General features: G+C 37.0%; 22 protein-coding genes. 21 read left to right on the top strand and 1 reads right to left on the bottom strand.

From position 1 onward, the window contains the following. Positions 1–34 precede the first annotated feature (34 nt). Complete coding sequence (gene metK / locus GOQ17_RS07050; RefSeq protein WP_159636587.1) at positions 35–1,288, bottom strand: methionine adenosyltransferase; 1,254 nt, start codon at positions 1,286–1,288, stop codon at positions 35–37. Between the two features lie 269 nt (positions 1,289–1,557). Between metK and GOQ17_RS07045 the strand changes: the two genes are divergently transcribed. The 21 genes from GOQ17_RS07045 (at position 1,558) to GOQ17_RS06945 (ending at position 20,845) form a co-directional block, all read left to right on the top strand. After that, on the top strand, positions 1,558–2,436 hold the full coding sequence (locus GOQ17_RS07045) for a diacylglycerol/lipid kinase family protein (protein WP_159636586.1): 879 nt from the start codon (positions 1,558–1,560) through the stop codon (positions 2,434–2,436). Between the two features lie 10 nt (positions 2,437–2,446). Continuing rightward, positions 2,447–2,794 (top strand): translation initiation factor, encoded by a 348-nt coding sequence (locus tag GOQ17_RS07040; protein ID WP_159636584.1) that lies wholly within the window; start codon positions 2,447–2,449, stop codon positions 2,792–2,794. Positions 2,795–3,196: 402 nt separating this feature from the next. Beyond that, positions 3,197–4,027, top strand: coding sequence for a MotA/TolQ/ExbB proton channel family protein (locus tag GOQ17_RS07035; RefSeq protein WP_159636583.1), 831 nt, complete (start codon positions 3,197–3,199; stop codon positions 4,025–4,027). A gap of 99 nt (positions 4,028–4,126) precedes the next feature. After that, entirely contained in the window at positions 4,127–4,783 is a 657-nt protein-coding gene (locus GOQ17_RS07030; RefSeq protein WP_159636582.1) for an ExbD/TolR family protein, read from the top strand. Between the two features lie 13 nt (positions 4,784–4,796). Continuing rightward, the gene (locus GOQ17_RS07025) at positions 4,797–5,357 is read left to right on the top strand and encodes an ExbD/TolR family protein (RefSeq protein WP_159636581.1); all 561 of its coding nucleotides are present in this window, start codon (positions 4,797–4,799) and stop codon (positions 5,355–5,357) included. A 33-nt stretch (positions 5,358–5,390) separates the two neighbouring features. Further along, positions 5,391–6,272 carry an energy transducer TonB gene (locus GOQ17_RS07020; protein WP_159636580.1) on the top strand — a complete coding sequence of 294 codons (882 nt, stop codon included), beginning with the start codon at positions 5,391–5,393 and terminating at the stop codon, positions 6,270–6,272. 311 nt (positions 6,273–6,583) lie between these two features. Continuing rightward, positions 6,584–7,468, top strand: a complete 885-nt coding sequence (locus tag GOQ17_RS07015) for a PstS family phosphate ABC transporter substrate-binding protein (protein ID WP_159636579.1) — start codon at positions 6,584–6,586, stop codon at positions 7,466–7,468. A gap of 25 nt (positions 7,469–7,493) precedes the next feature. Continuing rightward, positions 7,494–9,230 (top strand): tetratricopeptide repeat protein, encoded by a 1,737-nt coding sequence (locus GOQ17_RS07010; protein WP_236537087.1) that lies wholly within the window; start codon positions 7,494–7,496, stop codon positions 9,228–9,230. A gap of 108 nt (positions 9,231–9,338) precedes the next feature. After that, on the top strand, positions 9,339–9,719 hold the full coding sequence (locus tag GOQ17_RS07005; protein ID WP_159636578.1) for an NADH-quinone oxidoreductase subunit A: 381 nt from the start codon (positions 9,339–9,341) through the stop codon (positions 9,717–9,719). Positions 9,720–9,811: 92 nt separating this feature from the next. Then, on the top strand, positions 9,812–10,366 hold the full coding sequence (locus tag GOQ17_RS07000) for an NADH-quinone oxidoreductase subunit B (protein WP_159636577.1): 555 nt from the start codon (positions 9,812–9,814) through the stop codon (positions 10,364–10,366). After that, entirely contained in the window at positions 10,359–10,862 is a 504-nt protein-coding gene (locus GOQ17_RS06995; protein WP_159636576.1) for an NADH-quinone oxidoreductase subunit C, read from the top strand. Before GOQ17_RS07000 ends, GOQ17_RS06995 begins: the two co-directional genes overlap by 8 nt. 15 nt (positions 10,863–10,877) lie before the next feature. Further along, on the top strand, positions 10,878–12,113 hold the full coding sequence (locus GOQ17_RS06990) for an NADH-quinone oxidoreductase subunit D (RefSeq protein ID WP_201288568.1): 1,236 nt from the start codon (positions 10,878–10,880) through the stop codon (positions 12,111–12,113). Further along, on the top strand, positions 12,106–12,630 hold the full coding sequence (locus tag GOQ17_RS06985) for an NADH-quinone oxidoreductase subunit NuoE family protein (protein WP_159636575.1): 525 nt from the start codon (positions 12,106–12,108) through the stop codon (positions 12,628–12,630). Before GOQ17_RS06990 ends, GOQ17_RS06985 begins: the two co-directional genes overlap by 8 nt. A gap of 5 nt (positions 12,631–12,635) precedes the next feature. Then, the gene (nuoF, locus tag GOQ17_RS06980; RefSeq protein ID WP_159636574.1) at positions 12,636–13,991 is read left to right on the top strand and encodes an NADH-quinone oxidoreductase subunit NuoF; all 1,356 of its coding nucleotides are present in this window, start codon (positions 12,636–12,638) and stop codon (positions 13,989–13,991) included. 19 nt (positions 13,992–14,010) lie between these two features. Further along, positions 14,011–15,027: an NADH-quinone oxidoreductase subunit G gene (locus GOQ17_RS06975; protein ID WP_159636573.1), complete on the top strand. Its 1,017-nt coding sequence runs from the start codon at positions 14,011–14,013 to the stop codon at positions 15,025–15,027. Between the two features lie 6 nt (positions 15,028–15,033). After that, positions 15,034–16,074 carry an NADH-quinone oxidoreductase subunit NuoH gene (gene nuoH, locus GOQ17_RS06970; protein WP_159636572.1) on the top strand — a complete coding sequence of 347 codons (1,041 nt, stop codon included), beginning with the start codon at positions 15,034–15,036 and terminating at the stop codon, positions 16,072–16,074. Between the two features lie 8 nt (positions 16,075–16,082). Beyond that, complete coding sequence (locus tag GOQ17_RS06965; RefSeq protein ID WP_159636570.1) at positions 16,083–16,601, top strand: NuoI/complex I 23 kDa subunit family protein; 519 nt, start codon at positions 16,083–16,085, stop codon at positions 16,599–16,601. A 5-nt stretch (positions 16,602–16,606) separates the two neighbouring features. Continuing rightward, entirely contained in the window at positions 16,607–17,104 is a 498-nt protein-coding gene (locus tag GOQ17_RS06960; RefSeq protein WP_159636569.1) for an NADH-quinone oxidoreductase subunit J family protein, read from the top strand. Next, positions 17,104–17,433 carry an NADH-quinone oxidoreductase subunit NuoK gene (gene nuoK, locus GOQ17_RS06955; RefSeq protein WP_159636568.1) on the top strand — a complete coding sequence of 110 codons (330 nt, stop codon included), beginning with the start codon at positions 17,104–17,106 and terminating at the stop codon, positions 17,431–17,433. Before GOQ17_RS06960 ends, nuoK begins: the two co-directional genes overlap by 1 nt. A gap of 21 nt (positions 17,434–17,454) precedes the next feature. Continuing rightward, the gene (gene nuoL, locus GOQ17_RS06950; protein WP_159636567.1) at positions 17,455–19,374 is read left to right on the top strand and encodes an NADH-quinone oxidoreductase subunit L; all 1,920 of its coding nucleotides are present in this window, start codon (positions 17,455–17,457) and stop codon (positions 19,372–19,374) included. 25 nt (positions 19,375–19,399) lie between these two features. Continuing rightward, positions 19,400–20,845: a complex I subunit 4 family protein gene (locus GOQ17_RS06945; protein WP_159636566.1), complete on the top strand. Its 1,446-nt coding sequence runs from the start codon at positions 19,400–19,402 to the stop codon at positions 20,843–20,845. Positions 20,846–20,866: the final 21 nt, after the last annotated feature.

Below are 20,866 nucleotides of genomic sequence, written 5' to 3'. Positions count from 1 at the left end.
CTAAACGCGGAATCTTTAGATTCCGCGTTTAGTATTAGATGCCAAATGCTTCTTTTATTTTATCGACGTAATCTAATTTTTCCCATGTGAATAATTCCACTTCAAGGGTTTTAGTTTCGCCATTTGTATTGTCAAAAGTCTTCGTTACTTTCTTATTTGTTCTTCCCATATGACCGTAAGCTGCAGTTTCGGCATAAATAGGATTACGTAAACCTAGTCTTGTTTCGATACCATAAGGTGTCATATCAAATAAGTCTGAAATCTTTTGCGCAATTTCACCATCAGTAAAATTCACCTTACTTGTGCCATACGTATTTACATAAATCCCCATTGGATCTTTTACTCCGATAGCGTAAGAAATTTGTACTAATATTTCGTCAGCTACACCAGCAGCAACTAAATTCTTCGCAATATGACGAGTAGCATAAGCTGCTGAACGGTCAACTTTTGATGGATCTTTTCCTGAGAAAGCACCGCCACCGTGAGCACCTTTGCCACCATATGTATCTACAATGATTTTACGCCCTGTCAATCCCGTATCACCGTGCGGACCGCCGATTACAAATTTTCCAGTAGGATTGATATGGAATTTTATATCATCGTTGAATAAAGTTTGTAATTCAGGCTTTAATTGCGCCTTTACACGGGGGATCAATATATTTTTGATATCTTCTGTAATCTTGACCAACATATTTGGCTCCGTGTCGAACTCATCGTGCTGGGTCGAAATTACAATAGTATCAATACGTTGTGGTTTATGGTCGTCGCTATATTCTAAAGTTACTTGCGACTTTGCATCAGGGCGCAGGTAGGTGATTTGGTTATTTTCACGACGCAATTCTGCCAATTCGTATAGCAAACGATGAGAAAGGTCTAAAGCCAAAGGCATATAATTTTCAGTCTCGTTGCTCGCGTAGCCGAACATGATTCCCTGGTCACCAGCACCTTGCTCTTGTTTGCTTTTACGATCCACACCTTGATTGATATCAGCGGATTGCTCATGTATGGCCGAAAGGACACCACAAGAGTTCGCCTCAAACATATATTCTGATTTGGTATAGCCTATTTTTTCAATTACAGAACGTGTAATCTTTTGAACATCAAGATAAATTTTAGACTTAACCTCTCCAGCTAATACAACTTGTCCTGTCGTAACTAAAGTTTCTATTGCTACGCGTGAATCTTCGTCCCAAGCTAAGAAATTGTCAATTAATGCATCTGAAATTTGATCGGCAATTTTGTCAGGATGGCCTTCCGATACGGATTCGGATGTAAATAAGTATGCCATATTTATTTTTTTGTTTTTAACACTAATAAAATGGAGGTGCTATCAATAGATAGAAGTGGAAAAACGAATGAATGAATGGTTTTTAGCACTTTTTTTCCGTGGTTGCAATCTCCCTTTTTACTTAAGATTTGTAAAATGCAAATCAGTCCACATTTATATTTGGCGCAAAGTTACAACACTTTTATTATTATCCCAAAAATTGGTAGGTATTATATTAATTTTTACGCCTATTGAAAATTTAGCCTATATTTACTCAGTTGATTTTAGTTATGCAAGAACAGAAAAAGATACTTTTCGTTATTAATCCAATATCAGGAGGCAAGAAAAAAACTGCTTTTAACAAAAAAGTTTTAGAGGCGTTGGATATGCAAAAGTTTAAACCAACTTTCCAACAGACGACTAAGCCCAATCATGCATATGAATTGGGTAAAATGGCAATTGAAGAAGGATATGATGCGGTCGTCGCAGTCGGTGGTGATGGTACAATAAATGAATTAGGTTCAGCATTAATTGGTTCGGATATACCAATGGGAATTATTCCTGAAGGTTCGGGAAATGGATTAGCGCTTTATTTAGGTATTCCAATGAATGAAACTTCAGCTATCAATCGTTTGAATAGATTTGAGACCGTTGGAGTAGATTGTGGTGTGATTAATGATAAACCATTTTTCAACATTGCAGGCTTGGGATTTGACGCTTCGGTTTCGGATAGATTTGCAAGTGATTCTATACGTGGACCAATTGGTTATTTGCGATCTGCTATAAATGTAATTAGTAATTATAAGCCCAGTAAATATCAGTTGACAATAGATGGCGTGGAATATGAGCGTGAGGCTTTTATGATTTCTGTCGCAAACTCTCCGCAATATGGAAATAATGCCTATATAGCCCCAAATGCTTCGGTAAATGATGGTATATTGGATGTTTGTATTGTACATAAGTTTCCGCTTTATATTTTGCCTATGATGGTCTTTCATTTGTTCAATCGTTCAGCTGATCAATCAGAATATGTTGAAATAATTCCAGGTAGAGATATCCTGATCAAACGTAAGGATGATGGACCTATTCACGTGGATGGGGAGCCAATAAATATGAATGGTGATTTGCAAATAAATGTTAAATCAAGTGCATTAAAAATAATTTGCTAATAGATTACTTATGGCTAAACAAAAAAAACAAAAATTTGAAGGTATCGTGTTTTCAACAGATTCTAATTTTGAATATGATTATGAATTAGATGAGATAATCGAGACGTTACCGCCAAAGCAACAAAAATTAAGAGTTTTATTAGATAAAAAGTCTAGGAAGGGGAAAATCGTTACATTAGTGGAAGGATTTGTAGGTGCAGATGAAGACTTACAAAACCTGGCCAAAGCATTAAAGCAGAAGTGTGGTGTTGGTGGGAGTGCTAAAGATGGAGAGATTCTGATACAAGGAGATTTTAAACAAAAGATATTCGAGCTGTTGAAAAATCTTGATTATCAAGTAAAACTTGTAGGTGGATAATACTAAAATATAGTTTAACACGTTTATATAAAGATTGTTTAGTAGAGCAACCATTCGAAATTTGAATATTGATTCTATTTTTAAAGTGAGTGTTTGGTTACTTATTTTTTGCAATTAACTATTTATTAATTTGGATATGCAAAAAAAAATGGTTTTTATTGCATAATATTCTGTAGATGGATATTGATTTATAATCACGCATAAGAATAGGATTGCCGCGATGATCGTTCTTATCGTAATCCATAAAAAAGAATGATAAAAAAAGATTGAAAAATTTGAATTTTATATCAAAATAGTATATTTGTTTTGACTAACGTCAAAATGATGTCAATAATTTTGCATTATTTCAATAGAATTAAACATAATAATTAAACAACAGTAAAAATCTAAAACTTAGTAAAAATGGCAAACGCACCAAAAACTACTAGCCCAGCGAAACAAGAGAGCGGCAATTCAGGTAATTTATTTGCGAGTTTAGCAATCGTAATTTGTTTTATCGTAGGTATTGCGGTTTATAAATTTGTATTAGGAAATCCTTCAAATTTTATCGACAATGACCCTGCGAATCAACCATTGCCAGGAAACTATATGGGTATGATGTACCATGGTGGTCCTGTAATCCCTGTACTACTTGCATTATTTTTAATGGTATTTGTTTTTGCTCTTGAGCGCTTCATCGTGATTGGTAAAGCTTCAGGTACAGGTAATGTAGGTAACTTTGTAAGAAAAGTACAAACTTTATTAAAAACAGGTAGTATTGATACAGCTATCTCTGAGTGTGACAAACAAAAAGGTTCTGTTGCAAACGTTATCAAAGCAGGTTTGTTAAAATACAAAGATGTTGAGGCTAACCCAGGATTAGATGCTGAAAAATCAGCTTTAGCAATTCAAAAAGAAATCGAAGAAACTACAGCATTAGAAATGCCAATGTTGGAGAAAAACTTAAATGTTATCGCAACATTAGTATCTATTGGTACATTAACAGGTCTATTAGGTACAGTAACAGGTATGATTAGAGCTTTCTCTGCGTTAGCAACAGGTGGTGCACCAGATTCAGCTAAATTAGCAAACGGTATTTCTGAGGCACTTATGTGTACAGCTACAGGTATTGGTACATCTACTTTTGCGATTGTATTCTACAATATCTTAACTGCTAAAATTGATAAATTAACTTATTCTATCGACGAGGCTGGTTTCTCAATCGTACAAACGTACGCTGCAAACCACAAATAAGATGATTGCAAAATTATTTCAACTTTTTTTATGGAAAGTGAAATAATAAAGCATCATTAGTTTAAAGAATAGAGTTGTTAATATAAAAAAGGTAAAGAAATGGGTAAAGCAAAAGTAAAAAGAGCCAGTACATCGATCGACATGACGGCGATGTGTGACGTGTCTTTCTTGCTTCTTACATTCTTCGTTCTTACAGCAACTGCTAGACAGCCTGAGACTCTAACCGTAGATACAGCGCCTTCATACTCTCAAGCTAAATTACCTGATGGTAACGTGGTTATGATTACAGTAGGTGATGAAGGTAAAGTTTTCTTCAATATGAGTGACCCTAACGTACGTGTGCAGACATTGCAACAAATGGCAGCAATTTACGGCATAGAGTTTACTCCAGAAGAGTACGGTAAATTTAAAGGTCTAGAAGATTTTGGGGTCTCTATAAAGACAATGAAAACTTTGTTGGCTGCCAACGATTCTGAAAGAACAGCAGAAAAGCAAAGAGGTATTCCGGTAGATTCAACACAAAATCTATCGAATGAGTTATTCTCTTGGGTAAAACAAGCGCGCTTAGCGTCAGCTAAAATTTTGAAAGATAAAGCAATTGAAGAGGGTAAAGATCCAGATGACATTGAATTAATGACTGTTGCGATCAAAGCAGATGCTGATGAAAAGTTCCCAAGTTTGAATTTAATAATTGAGACATTACGTAATCAGAAACAAAATAAGTTCAGTTTCGTGACTGGTCTTAAAACTGATTAATAATATTACTTAAATGGCAGAATTAAATCAAGACTCCGGTAATAAGGGTAAAGGTGGAAAAGTAAGATCAAAAAAGGATGGCGGTAAAGTCGATCTGACAGCCATGGTAGATTTGGCGTTCTTATTGATTACATTCTTTATGTTGACTACATCCTTGAATAAGCCACAAGCTATGGACGTAGCGATGCCAGACAAAAACGTTGAAACTGATAAACAAACAGATGTAGACGTAGATGAGCATCGAAGTGTGACTCTAGTACTAGGGTCTGACGACAAGCTAGTGTGGTATCAAGGGGATGTTAAAAAACCTCTTCAGGGTCCTACAGTGATTGACTATAGCTCGGAAGACGGGTTACGCAGCGTATTAATGAGGATGCAAAAGCTTGTTCCGCAACAGGCTGGAGGTAAAGACATTATAGTTGTGATCCGACCAAGTGAAAAATCTGTTACACGCAACATTATCGATGCGTTGGACGAAATGAAGATTGTAGACATCAAACGTTACATGATATCTAACCGTATCATGAGCGAAGAAATTGAGCTATTGAAAAAAGAAAACTTATATAACGATTAATTGTTTAATAGGTTCTCATAAACTAATAACAATATGTTTGGAAAATTAAATATATTTAGAAGTGAGTGGCTTGATGTTGTCTTCGAAAATAGGAACAAAGCTTACGGTGCATATGAGCTACGTAAGTTAGGTCCAAAAGCAACCAATACTGCAGTAGCTATTGTAGTTTCAATAGTGACAGTGTTAAGTTTGCCGAAAGCATTAAATTTAGATCTTTTCAAAGGTTCTGATAAACCTACAGAAGAGATTGCATTTACTGAAGAGGTGACGCTTGAGGATTTGGCAGAACAACTTCCACCAGAAGAAGAGAAGCCACCTGTACAAGAAGAGGCACCAAAGATCGCAGAATCAAAGCCCGCTCTAGATGTTGTAGCTCTTCCAGAAATTAAGCCTGTTCCTAAAGAAAAGGCTGTAGAGGAAGAAGTGGCAACTGTAGAAGAAGCTACAGATAAGAAAAAACTTATCGGTCCTGTAGCTATGAAAGGTATGAAAGGTGGTAGTATCACTACTGAAGGTAAATGGGGTACAAAAGATGTAGCTGGTGCTGCAACTGGTAGTACTAAAGGAGTTGAAGGTGGTACGGGTACTGGAGAAGAGATCTTCCAATCCGTAGAAATTCAACCAGAACCACCAGGTGGATTGAACGCTTTCCGTAAATGGATCGGAGACAATTACCAATATCCACAATCAGCTATTGATGCTGGTGTAAAAGGAACTGTTCAAGTTACTTTCGTAGTAGAGAAAGATGGTTCTTTGACAGATATCAAAGTAGCTCGTGATTTATCATACGGTACAGGTCAGGCTGCGATTAACGTATTGAAGAAAGCTAAAAAATGGAGTCCAGGTATTCAAAATGGTCGTCCAGTACGTGTAGCTTATTCACTACCTATTCGTTTGGACTTAACAAATATGTAATGAGTGGAAATTCAGAAATGAATACAAACAAATTTAGACAGAAATCGCCAACAAAGCGATTTCTGTCTATTTTAGGCCTATGCATGTTTTTGTTTTATTTCATAATAGGCATATTGATAATCTTTTGGAAGGATTTTCCAATTGAAATCGATAAAACATATAAAAATATGTTTGGAATACTATTAATAGTTTATTCCTTCATGCGTTTTGCGCGGTTATGGCAAAATAATTTTATACGTTAAATAATGTTAAGGCTTAATCCTTTTATTCTATAATTAATCATATTGGTAATGAATTTGTTCTATAAAATTATGTACGTATTTTCAGCTTTTCTTTTTCTTGTGTCTTGTAGGGACGGCGAAAAGAAAAACTCGAAAGATGATATATTGACTGGGGAAATTACAGTGTTGGTCGATGAGTCTTTATTACCAATCGCTGTAGAACAAAAAGAGGTCTTTGAAAGTTCATATTATAATGCAAAAGTAAACTTGGTTGGAAAGCCAGAGATTCAAGCTGTGAATGATTTAATAAAGGGTGAAGCTGGGATGATTATTCTCTCAAGAGAATTAACAGATGAAGAGAAAAAAACATTTGAGCAACGATCTATCAATCCTCGTATTTATTCATTTGCCTACGATGCAGTAGTTTTAGTTGGTAATACAAACCGTGATTCGACAATTAAATCACAAGAAGTTATTGACTTGCTCTCTGGTAAAAAATCTTCTGGGGAGAAATTGCTAATAGATAATCCTAATTCTAGTTCTATAAGATATTTTAGAGAATTAGGGAAATTGGATAAAATTGCCAATACATATATAGAAGTAAAAGATAGCGTTAAGTATATACTTGAAGATGTATCGTCTGATGAGAAGCGTATTGGTGTTATGAGTTTGAACCAATATTTATCTTTACAAAGATCCTTTACAAAAAAGGATAAAATTCGTATCTTGAGCGTGCTAAATGACACGCTGGCTACTCCAAAGTATGTGAAAGCTACACAAGCCTCATTAGCTACAGGAGAATATCCTTTGCGTAGAGAGGTTAAAGTCTTGAATTATCAGCCTAATATGGGCTTAGGTTTGGGCTTCTCCGCTTTCATAACTGGAGATAGGGGTCAACGAATTGTATTAAAATCAGGTTTATTACCTGCTAAGATGCCAGGACGAGAAATTATTATAAGAGATAAAATTAATTAGTAAATAACTAAAAAACATAAATAGAATGATGACAAAAAGTAAATTGTTTTTGAGTTTATTAGCAGCAGGAGCTTTAGCGAGCACTGCTAGTGCTCAAAGTTTGAAAGATGCGCAAGCAGCTATTGATGCAGAGCAATACGACAAAGCTAAAGGTATCTTGCAAAATTTAGTAACTAAAAAACCTAAGGATGGTCTTAATCACTTCTACTTAGGGCAAGTGTATTTAATTAACGATAAATTGGATTCCGCAGCGTTAGCATTTAATAATGGTCTTACAAATGCGCCTAAAGAAGCATTAAATACTGTTGGATTAGGAATAGTTGATTTGCAAAAGAATAATGTATCTGCTGCAGAACAAAAATTTACACAAGCAACTTCTGCATTAGGTAAAAAGGATTATTTACCGCTATATTATATTGGTAAAGCTTACGTGGAAGCACCTAAGCCTGATTATGCAAAAGCAGTAGATTATTTATCTCAGGCGAAAGCTAAAAATGCGAAAGACGCATTAGTTCCTGTTTCTTTAGGTGATGCTTACTTAGGCTTAGGCGAAAATAGTCAATCTTATATTAGCTACCGTGATGCATTGAATATTGATCCAAACTTAGTTAAAGCTAAAGTTCAACAGGCATTAATTACACGTCGTGCATTTGCATTTGATGCAGCTTTGGAATCATACAATTCAATTGCAGCAGAATATCCGACTTACGGTCCAGTATATCGTGAGATAGCAGAAACTGAGTTGCAAATTGCAAAACGTATGCCTGATAATACAGATGAGGAAAAAGCAGCATACGAAGCACAAGTGGCGAAAGCAGTGGATAGCTACAAAAAGTACTTAGAAGTAACTGGAGATAAATCATCTGATGCATTAGTACGTTACGCGGATTTCTTGGTATTTGGTCAAAAATATGATGAGTTGAAAAATGTTGCTCTTCAATTAGAGAATGTACCAGGTGTTGATGCTAAAGTATATCGTTATTTAGGTTTGATTTCTATCAACCAAGATAAGGATGCTGCTAAAGCTGTTGGTTATTTCGATAAATTATTTGCCAATGCGGACGAAAATCGTTTGATCGCCATTGACTATTTATTCGGTGGTTTTGCAAATATCGAAGCTGGTGATAAAGCTAAGGGTTTACAATATTTAGGTAAAGCTTTAGAATTGGATAAAGAATTAATTAATGAAGTTGATGGTTACGGTAGAAATGCGTTCAATGCTTCAAACTTTGAAGCAGCAGCAGCAATTTTCAACGTTCCAGCATCTCAAAAAGGCGAGCCTTGGTACTACGAAGCGAACTACTTAGTAGGTGACGCAAACTTCCGTGCAGGTAATAAGAAAAAAGAAGCTGGTGAAGATGCAACAAAAGAATTCAATGATGCAATCAAAGCTTTAGATGTTGTTATTAACTCTACGGATTCTGCGGCAGCTGATTTCAAAGTTCCTGCGTTGTATATCAAAGGATATAGTAACTATAACTTAGATGTTATCGATCCAGAGCAACCAGAATTGCACAAAGGTTTATATTTAGAGTCTTTCAATCAATTAGCGAAAGTTCTTACGGATAAACAAGCTGCAGGAGAGCAATTAACAGAAGATGATATTGTTAAATTAACTGACGTTTATAATGTAATTGGATATTACTATATCTTGAAAGAAGATTACAAACAAGCAGGTGATTTATTTAAGAAGGCGATCGCATTATCACCAAATGATGAAGTTGCATCTCAATATTTAGAGGCGTTGAAAGACGTTATCTAAAAAATTTAAGATTTTCTTTTAAAAGGGCAAACTGAATTCAGTTTGCCCTTTTATTTTTTAATAAAAGTTTTATATTTGTCAGTACAACTAAGAACTAAACTGTTAATTATGGAAAATCTACAAGGGCAAAATATGCCTGTTGATTATTTGCCGATACTAATTCAATTAATTGTTGCTGCAGGTTTTGGGATAACAACGATTATTGGCACTCACCTTATAGGTCCAAAAGTCCGTACGGAAAGTAAACTAACTGCTTTTGAATCTGGAGTAGAAGTCGTAGGTAATGCAAGACAACCCTTTTCTATTAAATATTTTCTTGTTGCCATCTTATTTGTCATTTTTGACGTGGAGGTTATTTTCATGTATCCTTGGGCAGTTAATTTTAGAGAATTTGGATTTGAAGGTCTTATAGAGATGTTCATTTTCATGGGTTTGTTGCTTTTAGGTTTTATCTATGTGATTAAGAAAAAAGCACTTAATTGGGATTAAGAAACATTCTAAATAGCATTCCTTTAATCAATTTAAGGAATAAAAATATTAAATTGAGAACTATATAAACCGAGGAAAGAATAAACTGTATTATGAGCAAGGTCACCTTAGCGGAGGCGCCTCCAGGAGTGGAAGGAGCCGGATTTTTTGCCACTACTTTAGATAAAGCAATTGGATTAGCTCGTGCGAATTCCTTATGGCCATTACCTTTTGCCACTTCTTGTTGTGGGATTGAATTTATGGCGACAATGGGTTCGACATATGATTTAGCGCGATTTGGTGCCGAGCGACCAAGTTTTTCTCCTCGTCAAGCGGATATGCTTTTGGTAATGGGGACTATAGCGAAGAAAATGGCTCCAGTATTGAAGCAAGTTTATCTGCAAATGGCAGAGCCACGTTGGGTAATAGCAGTTGGGGCTTGTGCTTCTAGCGGTGGAATTTTTGATACATATTCGGTGTTGCAGGGAATAGATGAGATTATACCAGTGGATGTGTATGTACCAGGGTGTCCTCCTAGACCTGAAGCGATTTTGGATGGTGTGTTGAAATTGCAAGATATTGTGAAGAATGAATCACTGAATAGAAGAAATACACCTGAATATAAGGCATTGTTGGAGAAATATGGAATAGCGACAGACAATGGATAAATTAACCAACCAATATATAGTAGAAAATTTAAAGGAAAAGTTTGGTGAGATAGTGGAAATTATTGGCGAGCCTCATGGGCTGTTGACCATTTCTACATCAGCAGAATCAATTATCGAATTGCTGTCTTATTTGAAAAATGAGGAATCCTTTCGATTCAATTATCTAACCGATATTACGGCAGTACATTATCCGAATCAAGCTAAACCTTTTGCTGTAGTTTATCATCTTCATAATCTTTTTCAAAATTTTAGGGTTCGTATTAAGGTATTTTTAGAAGGTGAAAATCCAACTATTCCAACGGCGACGACTTTGTGGAAAGGAGCAAATTGGATGGAGAGAGAAACATACGATTTCTATGGTATTATATTCGAAGGACATCCAGACTTGCGACGCATTCTGAATATGGATGAAATGGAAGTGTTTCCAATGCGTAAAGAATACCCATTGGAAGACCCTAACAAGGTAGATAAGAAAGATTTTTATTTTGGCCGATAACTTGAATTTACGTAGATGAGCAATCCGATTACCAAAATAACACCTAATAAACCCATTTTTGAGGACAATGACCCGCAAGATGATTTAATAACCTTAAATCTTGGTCCTACTCACCCAGCTACGCATGGTGTTTTTCAGAATGTCATTCAGATTGATGGAGAACGTATTGTCAGTGGTGTTTCTACTATTGGCTATATACATCGTGCTTTTGAAAAAATAGCAGAGCGACGTCCTTTCTATCAAATCACGCCATTGACAGACCGTTTGAACTACTGTTCGTCGCCTATTAATAATATGGGCTGGCATATGACGGTTGAAAAACTGCTGAATATTGAGATACCGAAGCGTGTGCAATATATGCGTATTATCGTTATGGAGCTGGCACGAATAGCGGACCATATTATCTGTAATGGTATTTTGGGGGTGGATACAGGAGCATTTTCGGGATTCTTGTATGTGATGCAAGAGCGTGAATTTATATACGAAATTTATGAAGAAATCTGTGGAGCTCGTCTGACGACTAATATTGGTCGTATTGGCGGTTTCGAAAGAGATTTCAACGATATAGCATTTAAGAAAATAGAAGAGTTTTTAGAGCGATACCCTCCAGTTTTAAGAGAATTTGAGGAGTTATTCGTTCGCAACAGAATATTTATAGAAAGAACATCGGGAGTGGCAGCTGTAACACCAGAGGAAGCTCTAGAGTATAGTTGGTCGGGACCAATATTGAGAGCGACAGGCGTAGATTATGATGTACGCGTTGTATCACCTTATTGTTCTTATGAAGAATTTGATTTTGAAGTTCCGGTAGGGACAAATGGTGATGTATACGATAGGTTCATGGTGCGAAATGCGGAGATGTGGCAATCGTTGAGTATTATTCGTCAAGCATTAGACAAAATTAAGAACGAGCCGGCAGGAGTTTTTCATGCTGATGTTCCAGAATTTTATCTTCCTCCGAAGGAGCAAGTGTACAATAATATGGAAGCTCTTATTTACCATTTCAAAATTGTAATGGGTGAATGGGAAACGCCAAAATCGGAAGTTTATCATTCCGTAGAAGGAGCAAATGGAGAATTGGGTTTTTACCTGATTCATGATGGAGGTCGTACTCCATATAGACTTCACTTCAGAAGGCCTTCATTTATTAATTATCAGATGTTTGCGCCGATGAGTGCTGGCATGTTGATATCGGATGCGATTATTAATATGAGTAGTTTAAACGTAATAGCAGGAGAATTAGATGCTTAGTGTACAAGAGAACCTTCCAGTAGAATTTTCTGCTTCACTCTTGGCAAAATGTGCTGAGATTGTGACTCGCTATCCTGCAGGTAAGCAAAAATCTGCATTGTTACCTATTTTGCATGAAGTACAGGCTGAATTCGGATGGTTGAGTACGGATGCGATGGATAAAGTTGCTGCTTTCTTGCAAATAAAGCCTATTGAAGTCTATGAAGTAGCTACTTTTTATACCATGTACTTCTTAAAACCACAGGGTAAGTTTGCGTTAGAAATATGCAGAACAGGACCGTGTTGTTTGGTGGGCGCGGAGAAAATTATGAATCATATAGAGCAACGCTTGGGTGTAAAGGAAGGTGAAGTGACTGCTGATGGTTTATTCTCATGGAGAGGTGTAGAATGTTTGGCAGCTTGCGGTTATGGTCCAGTTTTGCAGATTGGTCCAGAATATACTTTTTATGAAAATCTAACAGAAGAAAGTGTCGATAATTTGATTGAGACTTTACGTAATAAAGCTAAAGAGGCATAATCAAGATGGGACGTAAATTATTATTAGAGCATATCAATGAGCCGGGAATTAACACTTTTGACGTGTATCGTCAAAAGGGTGGTTATCGTGCTGTAGAAAAAGCTTTGAAAACAATGTCGCCCGATGATGTTGTCGAAGAAGTTAAAAAATCAGGATTGCGTGGCCGTGGTGGGGCTGGTTTTCCAACGGGCATGAAGTGGGGATTTTTGGCTAAGCCAGAAGGTGTGCCACGTTATTTGGTATGTAATGGTGATGAGTCGGAGCCAGGTACATTCAAAGACCGTTTTTTGATGACGCATATTCCTCACGCTTTGGTGGAAGGAATGATTGTGTCTAGTTACGCATTAGGCGCGAATACTTCCTATATCTACGTGCGTGGCGAGATGATGCCACAAATTAGAATTTTGGAAAAAGCAATTGCAGAAGCTAAAGCAGCGGGATTTCTTGGCAATAATATTTTAGGATCAGGTTATAATTTAGAAATATACGTTCAACCGGGTGGCGGTGCTTACATCTGCGGAGAAGAAACGGCATTATTGGAATCTCTTGAGGGAAAACGTGGTAATCCACGTATCAAACCACCATTTCCTGCTATAGCAGGTTTGTATGGTTGCCCTACTGTAGTCAATAATGTAGAGTCAATAGCTTCTGTCGTTCCTATTGTGAATGATGGTGGTGAAGAATATGCAAAAATTGGTATTGAGCGTAGTACAGGAACTAAGTTAATTTCTGCGTCAGGTAACATTAATAAGCCAGGTGTTTATGAAATTGAGCTAGGGGTTTCTGTTGAAGAATTTATTTATTCAGATGAATACTGTGGTGGTATTGCGAATGGGAAAAGACTAAAGGCTTTAGTGGCCGGAGGTTCTTCTGTTCCAATTTTGCCAGCAAATTTAATAACAAAGACAGCTGCTGGAAATGCGCGTTTGATGACGTATGAATCATTAGCCGATGGTGGTTTCCAAACAGGTACGATGTTGGGTTCAGGTGGCTTTATCGTTTATGATGAAGACCAATGCATTGTGCGTAATACTTGGAATTTCGCGAGATTCTACCATCATGAAAGTTGCGGACAGTGTTCGCCTTGTCGTGAAGGAACAGGATGGATGGAAAAGGTATTGCACAAAATAGAACTAGGTCATGGTACTATGGAAGATATAGACCTTTTATGGGATATTCAACGCAAGATAGAGGGAAATACCATTTGTCCATTAGGAGATGCGGCGGCATGGCCTGTTGCGGCAGCAATCAGACATTTTCGTGATGAATTTGAATGGCATGTTCTTAATCCACAAGAATCGCAGACACGTAATTACGGTTTGGCACATTATGCTGACCCTTTAGCACCTGTAGTTCAATAGATATTTAGAAGCAGATACGATGGCAGACGAAGTTGTAAATTTTAAAGTCACAATAGATGGTATTCCGGTAGAAGTAGCTCCGGGATCAACAATATTGAATGCTGCACGTCAGATTGGAGGTGATATTGTTCCCCCTGCGATGTGTTATTATTCCAAATTAGAAGGTTCTGGAGGTAAATGCCGTACCTGTCTAGTGAAGGTTTCTAAAGGTTCGGAAAAAGACCCTCGTCCGATGCCAAAGCTAGTCGCTTCGTGTCGTACGACAGTGATGGATGGCATGGAAGTGCAAAATATCACTTCTCCTGAAGTAGAAGAAGCGCGTAAAGGTGTTGTAGAGATTCTTTTGATAAATCATCCTTTGGATTGTCCAATTTGTGACCAAGCTGGTGAGTGTAAACTTCAAGATTTGGGTTATGAGCACGGTTCTGAAGGCACGCGATATGAATTCGAGCGACGTACGTTTGAGCGCGTTGACTTAGGTGATAAGATTCAACTACATATGAACCGCTGTATCTTATGCTACAGATGTGTCTATGTGGCGAATCAACTGACCGAGGAACGTGAGCATGGTGTATTATATCGTGGAGATCATTCTGAAATATCAACACATATCGAAAAAGCATTAGACCATGATTTTATTGGGAATGTGATTGACGTATGTCCTGTAGGGGCGTTGACGGACAAAACTTTCCGTTTCAAAAATAGAGTATGGTTTACCAAGCCTATTGATGCGCATCGTGATTGTCCTAAATGTTCGGGAAAAGTAACATTATGGTACAAAGGGGATGATGTTTTGCGTGTAACTGGGCGTAAAGATGAATTTGGTGAAGTAGAAGATTTTATCTGTAATACGTGTCGTTTTGATACAAAAAGTACTTCTGATTGGGTGCTAGAACATCCGACTGATGTAGAGAAAGAATCTGTGATTGGTGCAAATCACTATGAGCAATTCCACCTGCCACCAGTAATTAGAGAGGATGAAAAATTGAAACTTGCAAATGAAGAGCAATTGCAAAGAACAGAACGTTTAAAATAATATTCGATGGAAGTCGCTTTTATATTAGAGAAACTTATACTTGTAGTAATCGTATTCACTGTTACGTTGGTGATAGCGATGTATTCTACACTTGCTGAGCGGAAGATTGCTGGCTTTATGCAAGACCGTCATGGTCCAGATAGAGCTGGTATTTTTGGGATTTTGCAACCGCTATGTGATGGTGGTAAATTCTTTTTCAAAGAAGAAATTATTCCGGCAGGAGCGCACAAGACTTTGTTTATTTTAGGTCCGGTCATTGCTATTATTACGGCATGTATTAGTTCTGCTGTGATTCCATGGGGACAAAATCTAGTTATTGATGGCAAAAGTATTCCACTACAAGTGGCTGATGTTAATATCGGTGTTTTGTACGTATTCGGTGTAATAGCGTTGGGTGTTTACGGTATTATGCTTGGTGGATGGGCGTCGAATAATAAGTTCTCTCTGATGGGAGCTATTCGTGCGGCATCACAAAGTATTTCGTACGAAATTGGAATGGGGCTATCTTTAATCGCATTATTGATGGTTACTGGTTCATTACAATTGGGTGAAATCGTAGCCCAACAGTCTGGTTTCGTGAACTGGAACATTTTTGTGCAACCTTTAGGATTTTTGATTTTCATAACTTGTGCTTTTGCAGAGTGTAATCGTGTTCCTTTTGACCTGCCTGAATGTGAGACGGAATTAGTCGGTGGATACCATACCGAATATTCTTCCATGAAATTGGGACTATATATGTTCTCGGAATACATCAATATGTTTGTATCATCAGCTTTGATGGCTGCATTGTATTTCGGTGGATACAATTTCCCATTCATGTATGATTTGGGTTTATCCGAAAACTGGATAACCATTATAGGCGTACTTGTCTTCTTCTTAAAAATATTTGGTTTCATCTTCTTCTTCATGTGGATTCGCTGGACATTACCACGCTTCCGTTATGACCAATTGATGAATTTGGGCTGGAAAATTTTGATTCCATTGGCAATTGCCAATATTGTATTGACAGGTATAATAACATTAATTAAGGATACTTACTTTCAATAAGTCGGGATATGCAATCATTAACTAATCGAAAAAAAGTCATCGAGCAAAAGCCAATGAACATATGGGAACGTATGTATCTTCCAGCTATCGTGAAGGGACTTTCTATTACAATACGACATTTTTTCAAGAAGATTCCTACGATAAAATATCCTGAAGAAATTAGACCTTATTCCAAAAACTTTAGAGGTCAACATTCTTTGAAACGTGACGAACAAGGTAGAGAGCGCTGCACAGCATGTGGATTGTGTGCGTTGTCATGTCCTGCCGAAGCGATTACGATGACGGCTGCCGAACGTCAGAAAGGCGAGGAGCACTTGTATCGTGAAGAGAAATATGCAGCTGTATATGAAATCAATATGTTGCGTTGTATCTTCTGTGGTTTGTGTGAAGAGGCGTGTCCGAAAGAAGCGATTTATTTGGACGGTCCACACGTGACGGCGGAGTATGTGCGTAAGGATTTTATCTACGGTAAGGATAAATTGGTCGAACCAAAGTTTGATATCACTAAACTAAATGTAAACGGATAAGCATAATGGGTATATTTTATTTTGTAGCATTTTTGTCCATTTTCTTTGCGTTGATGACCATCTTCACAAAGAACCCAGTACATAGCGTACTTTATTTAGTCATTACGTTTTTCACGTTTACAATTCACTATATTTTATTGAATGCCCAATTTTTGGCTGTCGTAAACTTTATTGTTTATATGGGGGCAATTATGGTGTTGTTCTTATTTGTATTGATGTTGCTCAATCTCAATAAAGATACAGAACCAATGAAGTCTACCGTTGTAAAAGTTATGGGGGCAATCGCAGGGATGTGTTTGTTGGCGACTTTCTTAGGAGCATTTCGTGTATTGGAAGGACAAAATGAATTTGTAACAGGCAATACGGATGTTGGATTGGTGAAGAATTTAGGAAAGGTATTGTTCGATGAGTTTTTGTTGCCTTTTGAATTGTCTTCAATTTTGTTGTTGACGGCAATGGTAGGTGCCATATTATTAGCTAAAAAAGAAACGAAAGAAGGATAATGGTAGATATTATTCAAAATATACAAGGTATTCCTTTAAATCACTACTTGATATTCTGTAGTGTGATATTCGCTATCGGAGTTATTGGTGTATTGATACGTCGTAATGTTATTATCATTATGATGTCGATAGAGTTGATGTTGAATTCAGTGAATTTATTGTTAGCTGCATTTTCGGCATATTATGGTGATGCGAGTGGACAAGTATTTGTATTCTTCGTCATGGCATTAGCGGCGGCAGAAGTCGCTGTGGGTTTGGCGATTGTGATTATGGTGTACAGAAATACGAAGTCTGTGGATATTGAGTCGTTGAGTAAATTACGTTGGTAAAATAAGTAAAACCTAAATTATATGATGGAACTAATCTGGCTGATACCGTTGATACCTTTATTAGGTTTTATAATTAATGGACTAGGGCAGTATAATTTTTCGAAGTTTGTTATTGGACTTATTGGTTGTGGTACCGTTTTAGGAGCTTTCTTGATAAGCTGTATCTTGTTTGGACAGGTATTGCAAGCTAGAAATGCAGGCGAGGATGCGACTACTATTTACCACTTATTTGATTGGTTGACGGTAGGGGATTTCAATCTGAAATTCTCTTTTCTACTAGACCCTCTAAGCTCATTGATGTTACTTATTGTAACTGGAATTGGCTTCTTAATTCATTTGTATTCGTATTCGTATATGCATACAGACGAATCTTTTGGTCGCTTCTTTGCTTATTTGAACCTATTTATCTTCTTCATGTTATTGTTGGTATTGGGGTCAAATTATCTAATCATGTTTATTGGTTGGGAAGGAGTAGGACTATGTTCTTACTTGTTAATAGGCTTTTGGTATAAAAATTCATCATACGCAAGTGCTGCAAAAAAGGCATTTGTAATGAATAGGATAGGAGATTTAGGTTTTTTAATAGCCGTATTTGCAATCATTGCTACTTTCGGAACTGTTGAATATGCTGAAGTATTTGGTTTGGCTTCACAATTTCCAATAGGAGATGCTACATTACTGTTAATCACGTTACTATTATTTGTGGCAGCAACGGGTAAATCAGCGCAAATTCCTTTGTTCACTTGGTTACCTGATGCAATGGCTGGACCAACTCCAGTGTCTGCATTAATCCACGCAGCGACGATGGTGACGGCTGGTATATACATGATTATTCGTTCGAATATCTTATTTACGTTATCTCCATTGACATTGCAAATAATTGCGGTAATTGGCGTAGTTACTGCTTTGGTGGCTGCATTTATTGCAGTGACTCAAAATGATATTAAGAAAGTATTGGCTTATTCGACAGTATCACAATTGGGATATATGTTCTTAGGCTTGGGCGTAGGTGCTTATACAGCTGCGTTCTTTCATGTGTTGACACATGCATTCTTCAAGGCATTGTTGTTCTTGGGAGCAGGATCAGTGATTCATGGTATGCACCACGAGCAAGATATGCGCAAAATGGGTGGGTTGAAAAAATATATGCCTATTACCTATGCGACTATGTTACTAGGAACCATTGCTATTGCTGGTATTCCGCCATTATCTGGATTTTTCTCCAAAGACGAAATTTTAGCGTTTACATTTGAATCGAGCACATTGCTCTGGGGATTAGGGTTTGTGGGGGCGTTGTTTACGGCATTTTATATGTTCAGAATGTTGTTTTTGACTTTCTTCGGGAAGTTCAGAGGAACAGAGGAACAGGCACATCACTTACATGAGTCACCAATTCAAATGACTTTACCGTTGATTGTATTGGCAGTTTTATCTGTCCTTGGAGGAATAATCAATTTGCCTTCGGCGCTTGGAGGAGGAAATTGGTTGGCAAACTTCCTTAGCCCAATATTTAGCTATAGCAATGCGAGAGTAGCTGAAGTACATTTAAACCACACAACCGAATATATATTGATGGCTGTTTCTGCTTTAGCAGCAATAATTATGGCTGTAGTAGCTTATCAAAAATATGTGAAAAAGTCAGAAGTGCCTCAAGAGGATGGTGTGGAGCAAGGTACTTTGTATAACCTTTCTTACAAGAAATTATATGTTGACGAGTTGTATGCGACTTTATTTGTAAAACCACTCAATGGATTATCTAAATTTTTCTACAAAGTAGTGGATAAGGCAGGTATCGATGGTTTGGTACATGGTGTAGCCGATTTGATCAATGCGTCAGGACGAGGTATCCGCCAATTACAAAGTGGCTATGTTGGATTTTATATCATCATGATGGTCATCGGAGCGGCTGCCATATTATTGTATGGTCTTTTGAATATTTAAATAGATTTGAAATAGAAGATAATCAATGAATAACCTTTTTATACTGCTATTACTACCTGTTGCAAGTGCTGTTTTATTGGCATTCGCAAAATCCTCTTCTACGGCGAAGTGGATAGCTCTTGTATTGTCTCTCGTTCAAGTTGCATTAACCATACCTTTTGTATGTGCTTTTGTACCTGATGCTTCAGTTCAATTTGAACAATCTTTTGCATGGATTTCAAGTTTAAATATTCATTTCCATATTGGATTAGATGGCATTAGTTTTCCTTTGGTATTATTAACCAATGGATTATTTCCTTTGATTATCTTGTCCACATTTAGCAAGGAGATAAAACATAGTTTCTACGCATTGGCTAGTTTTATGCAAGCAGGATTGCTGTTGGTGTTTATGGCTTTGGATGCGTTTACATTCTATGTAGGCTGGGAAGCGGCATTAATTCCAATCTATTTTATCTGTGCGCTGTGGGGAGATGGAGATAGAATCAAAGTAAACCTAAAATTCTTTATTTATACATTCTTCGGAAGTTTATTTATGTTGATTGCGATTCTATATCTAGGTCAGCAAACACCAAATAAAGACTACGAATGGACATCATTCGTGGCATTAGACTTAAGTGAATATGCACAACGCTGGTTGTTCTGGGCTTTCTTTATTGCTTTTGCGATAAAAATTCCGATTTTCCCATTTCACACTTGGCAACCCGATACATATACAAATGCACCTACAGCAGGAACGATGCTGTTGGCGGGTATTATGTTGAAAATGGGTACTTATGGTGTTATTCGTTGGTTAATTCCGGTTGTTCCTTTTGGAGCTAGCACGTATGGAACTGTAGCTTTAATATTGTGTATTATCGGTATTGTGTATGCCTCCATAATTGCTTTTAAGCAACAAAATGCAAAACGTCTTATCGCATATTCTTCTATTGCTCACGTAGGTTTGATTACGGCAGGTATTTTCGCTTGGAATCAAGAGGGACTGCAAGGGGCTATTTTACAAATGGTGAATCATGGTATAAGTGTAATTGGATTATTCTTGGTATTAGATATTATCAAATCACGAACTGGAACCAATACATTAAATGAGTTAGGTGGCCTTGCGTACAATATGCCAGTGTTGGCAACTTTGTTTGTTATCATTATGATGGGGGCTGTAGGATTGCCTCTGACTAATGGTTTTATTGGGGAATTCTTGTTGTTGAAATCATTGTACAGCATCAATATTTGGTATGCTGCATTTGCAGGTCTTACATTAATTTTTGGGGCTGTATATATGCTACGATTATTCCAAAAGTCAATGTTAGGTACGGTGGATAGTAGTTATGTAAAAGTAACAGACGTAAAAGGTGTAGAAGTACTTGTATTAGTAATCATTTGTGCTTTGATAATAGCTTTAGGAATATTTCCAAATAGTATCTTGAAATTATCAGAGGCATCGGTCACACAATTAGTTCAATCAGTTAAGTTTTAAAATAAGTCAAAATACACAATC

The organism is Sphingobacterium composti, assembly GCF_009829075.1.
In the GTDB taxonomy this organism is placed as follows: domain Bacteria; phylum Bacteroidota; class Bacteroidia; order Sphingobacteriales; family Sphingobacteriaceae; genus Sphingobacterium; species Sphingobacterium composti.
Note: the sequence above shows the minus strand (reverse complement) of the source record. Positions and strands in the feature narration are given on the sequence as shown.

Excerpts from the sequence above, each read along its gene's own strand:
- GOQ17_RS07005 (WP_159636578.1), top strand. The coding sequence starts at position 9,339 with ATGGAAAATCTACAAGGGCAAAATATGCCTGTTGATTATTTGCCGATA.
- GOQ17_RS06985 (WP_159636575.1), top strand. The coding sequence starts at position 12,106 with ATGCTTAGTGTACAAGAGAACCTTCCAGTAGAATTTTCTGCTTCACTC.
- nuoL (WP_159636567.1), top strand. The coding sequence starts at position 17,455 with ATGATGGAACTAATCTGGCTGATACCGTTGATACCTTTATTAGGTTTT.
- GOQ17_RS07000 (WP_159636577.1), top strand. The coding sequence starts at position 9,812 with ATGAGCAAGGTCACCTTAGCGGAGGCGCCTCCAGGAGTGGAAGGAGCC.
- GOQ17_RS07030 (WP_159636582.1), top strand. The coding sequence starts at position 4,127 with ATGGGTAAAGCAAAAGTAAAAAGAGCCAGTACATCGATCGACATGACG.
- GOQ17_RS07025 (WP_159636581.1), top strand. The coding sequence starts at position 4,797 with ATGGCAGAATTAAATCAAGACTCCGGTAATAAGGGTAAAGGTGGAAAA.
- GOQ17_RS06990 (WP_201288568.1), top strand. The coding sequence starts at position 10,878 with ATGAGCAATCCGATTACCAAAATAACACCTAATAAACCCATTTTTGAG.
- GOQ17_RS07045 (WP_159636586.1), top strand. The coding sequence starts at position 1,558 with ATGCAAGAACAGAAAAAGATACTTTTCGTTATTAATCCAATATCAGGA.
- GOQ17_RS06975 (WP_159636573.1), top strand. The coding sequence starts at position 14,011 with ATGGCAGACGAAGTTGTAAATTTTAAAGTCACAATAGATGGTATTCCG.
- GOQ17_RS07020 (WP_159636580.1), top strand. The coding sequence starts at position 5,391 with ATGTTTGGAAAATTAAATATATTTAGAAGTGAGTGGCTTGATGTTGTC.
- nuoK (WP_159636568.1), top strand. The coding sequence starts at position 17,104 with ATGGTAGATATTATTCAAAATATACAAGGTATTCCTTTAAATCACTAC.
- metK (WP_159636587.1), bottom strand. The coding sequence starts at position 1,288 with ATGGCATACTTATTTACATCCGAATCCGTATCGGAAGGCCATCCTGAC.
- GOQ17_RS07015 (WP_159636579.1), top strand. The coding sequence starts at position 6,584 with ATGTACGTATTTTCAGCTTTTCTTTTTCTTGTGTCTTGTAGGGACGGC.
- GOQ17_RS06965 (WP_159636570.1), top strand. The coding sequence starts at position 16,083 with ATGCAATCATTAACTAATCGAAAAAAAGTCATCGAGCAAAAGCCAATG.
- GOQ17_RS06960 (WP_159636569.1), top strand. The coding sequence starts at position 16,607 with ATGGGTATATTTTATTTTGTAGCATTTTTGTCCATTTTCTTTGCGTTG.
- GOQ17_RS07035 (WP_159636583.1), top strand. The coding sequence starts at position 3,197 with ATGGCAAACGCACCAAAAACTACTAGCCCAGCGAAACAAGAGAGCGGC.
- GOQ17_RS07040 (WP_159636584.1), top strand. The coding sequence starts at position 2,447 with ATGGCTAAACAAAAAAAACAAAAATTTGAAGGTATCGTGTTTTCAACA.
- GOQ17_RS06945 (WP_159636566.1), top strand. The coding sequence starts at position 19,400 with ATGAATAACCTTTTTATACTGCTATTACTACCTGTTGCAAGTGCTGTT.
- nuoH (WP_159636572.1), top strand. The coding sequence starts at position 15,034 with ATGGAAGTCGCTTTTATATTAGAGAAACTTATACTTGTAGTAATCGTA.
- nuoF (WP_159636574.1), top strand. The coding sequence starts at position 12,636 with ATGGGACGTAAATTATTATTAGAGCATATCAATGAGCCGGGAATTAAC.
- GOQ17_RS06995 (WP_159636576.1), top strand. The coding sequence starts at position 10,359 with ATGGATAAATTAACCAACCAATATATAGTAGAAAATTTAAAGGAAAAG.
- GOQ17_RS07010 (WP_236537087.1), top strand. The coding sequence starts at position 7,494 with ATGATGACAAAAAGTAAATTGTTTTTGAGTTTATTAGCAGCAGGAGCT.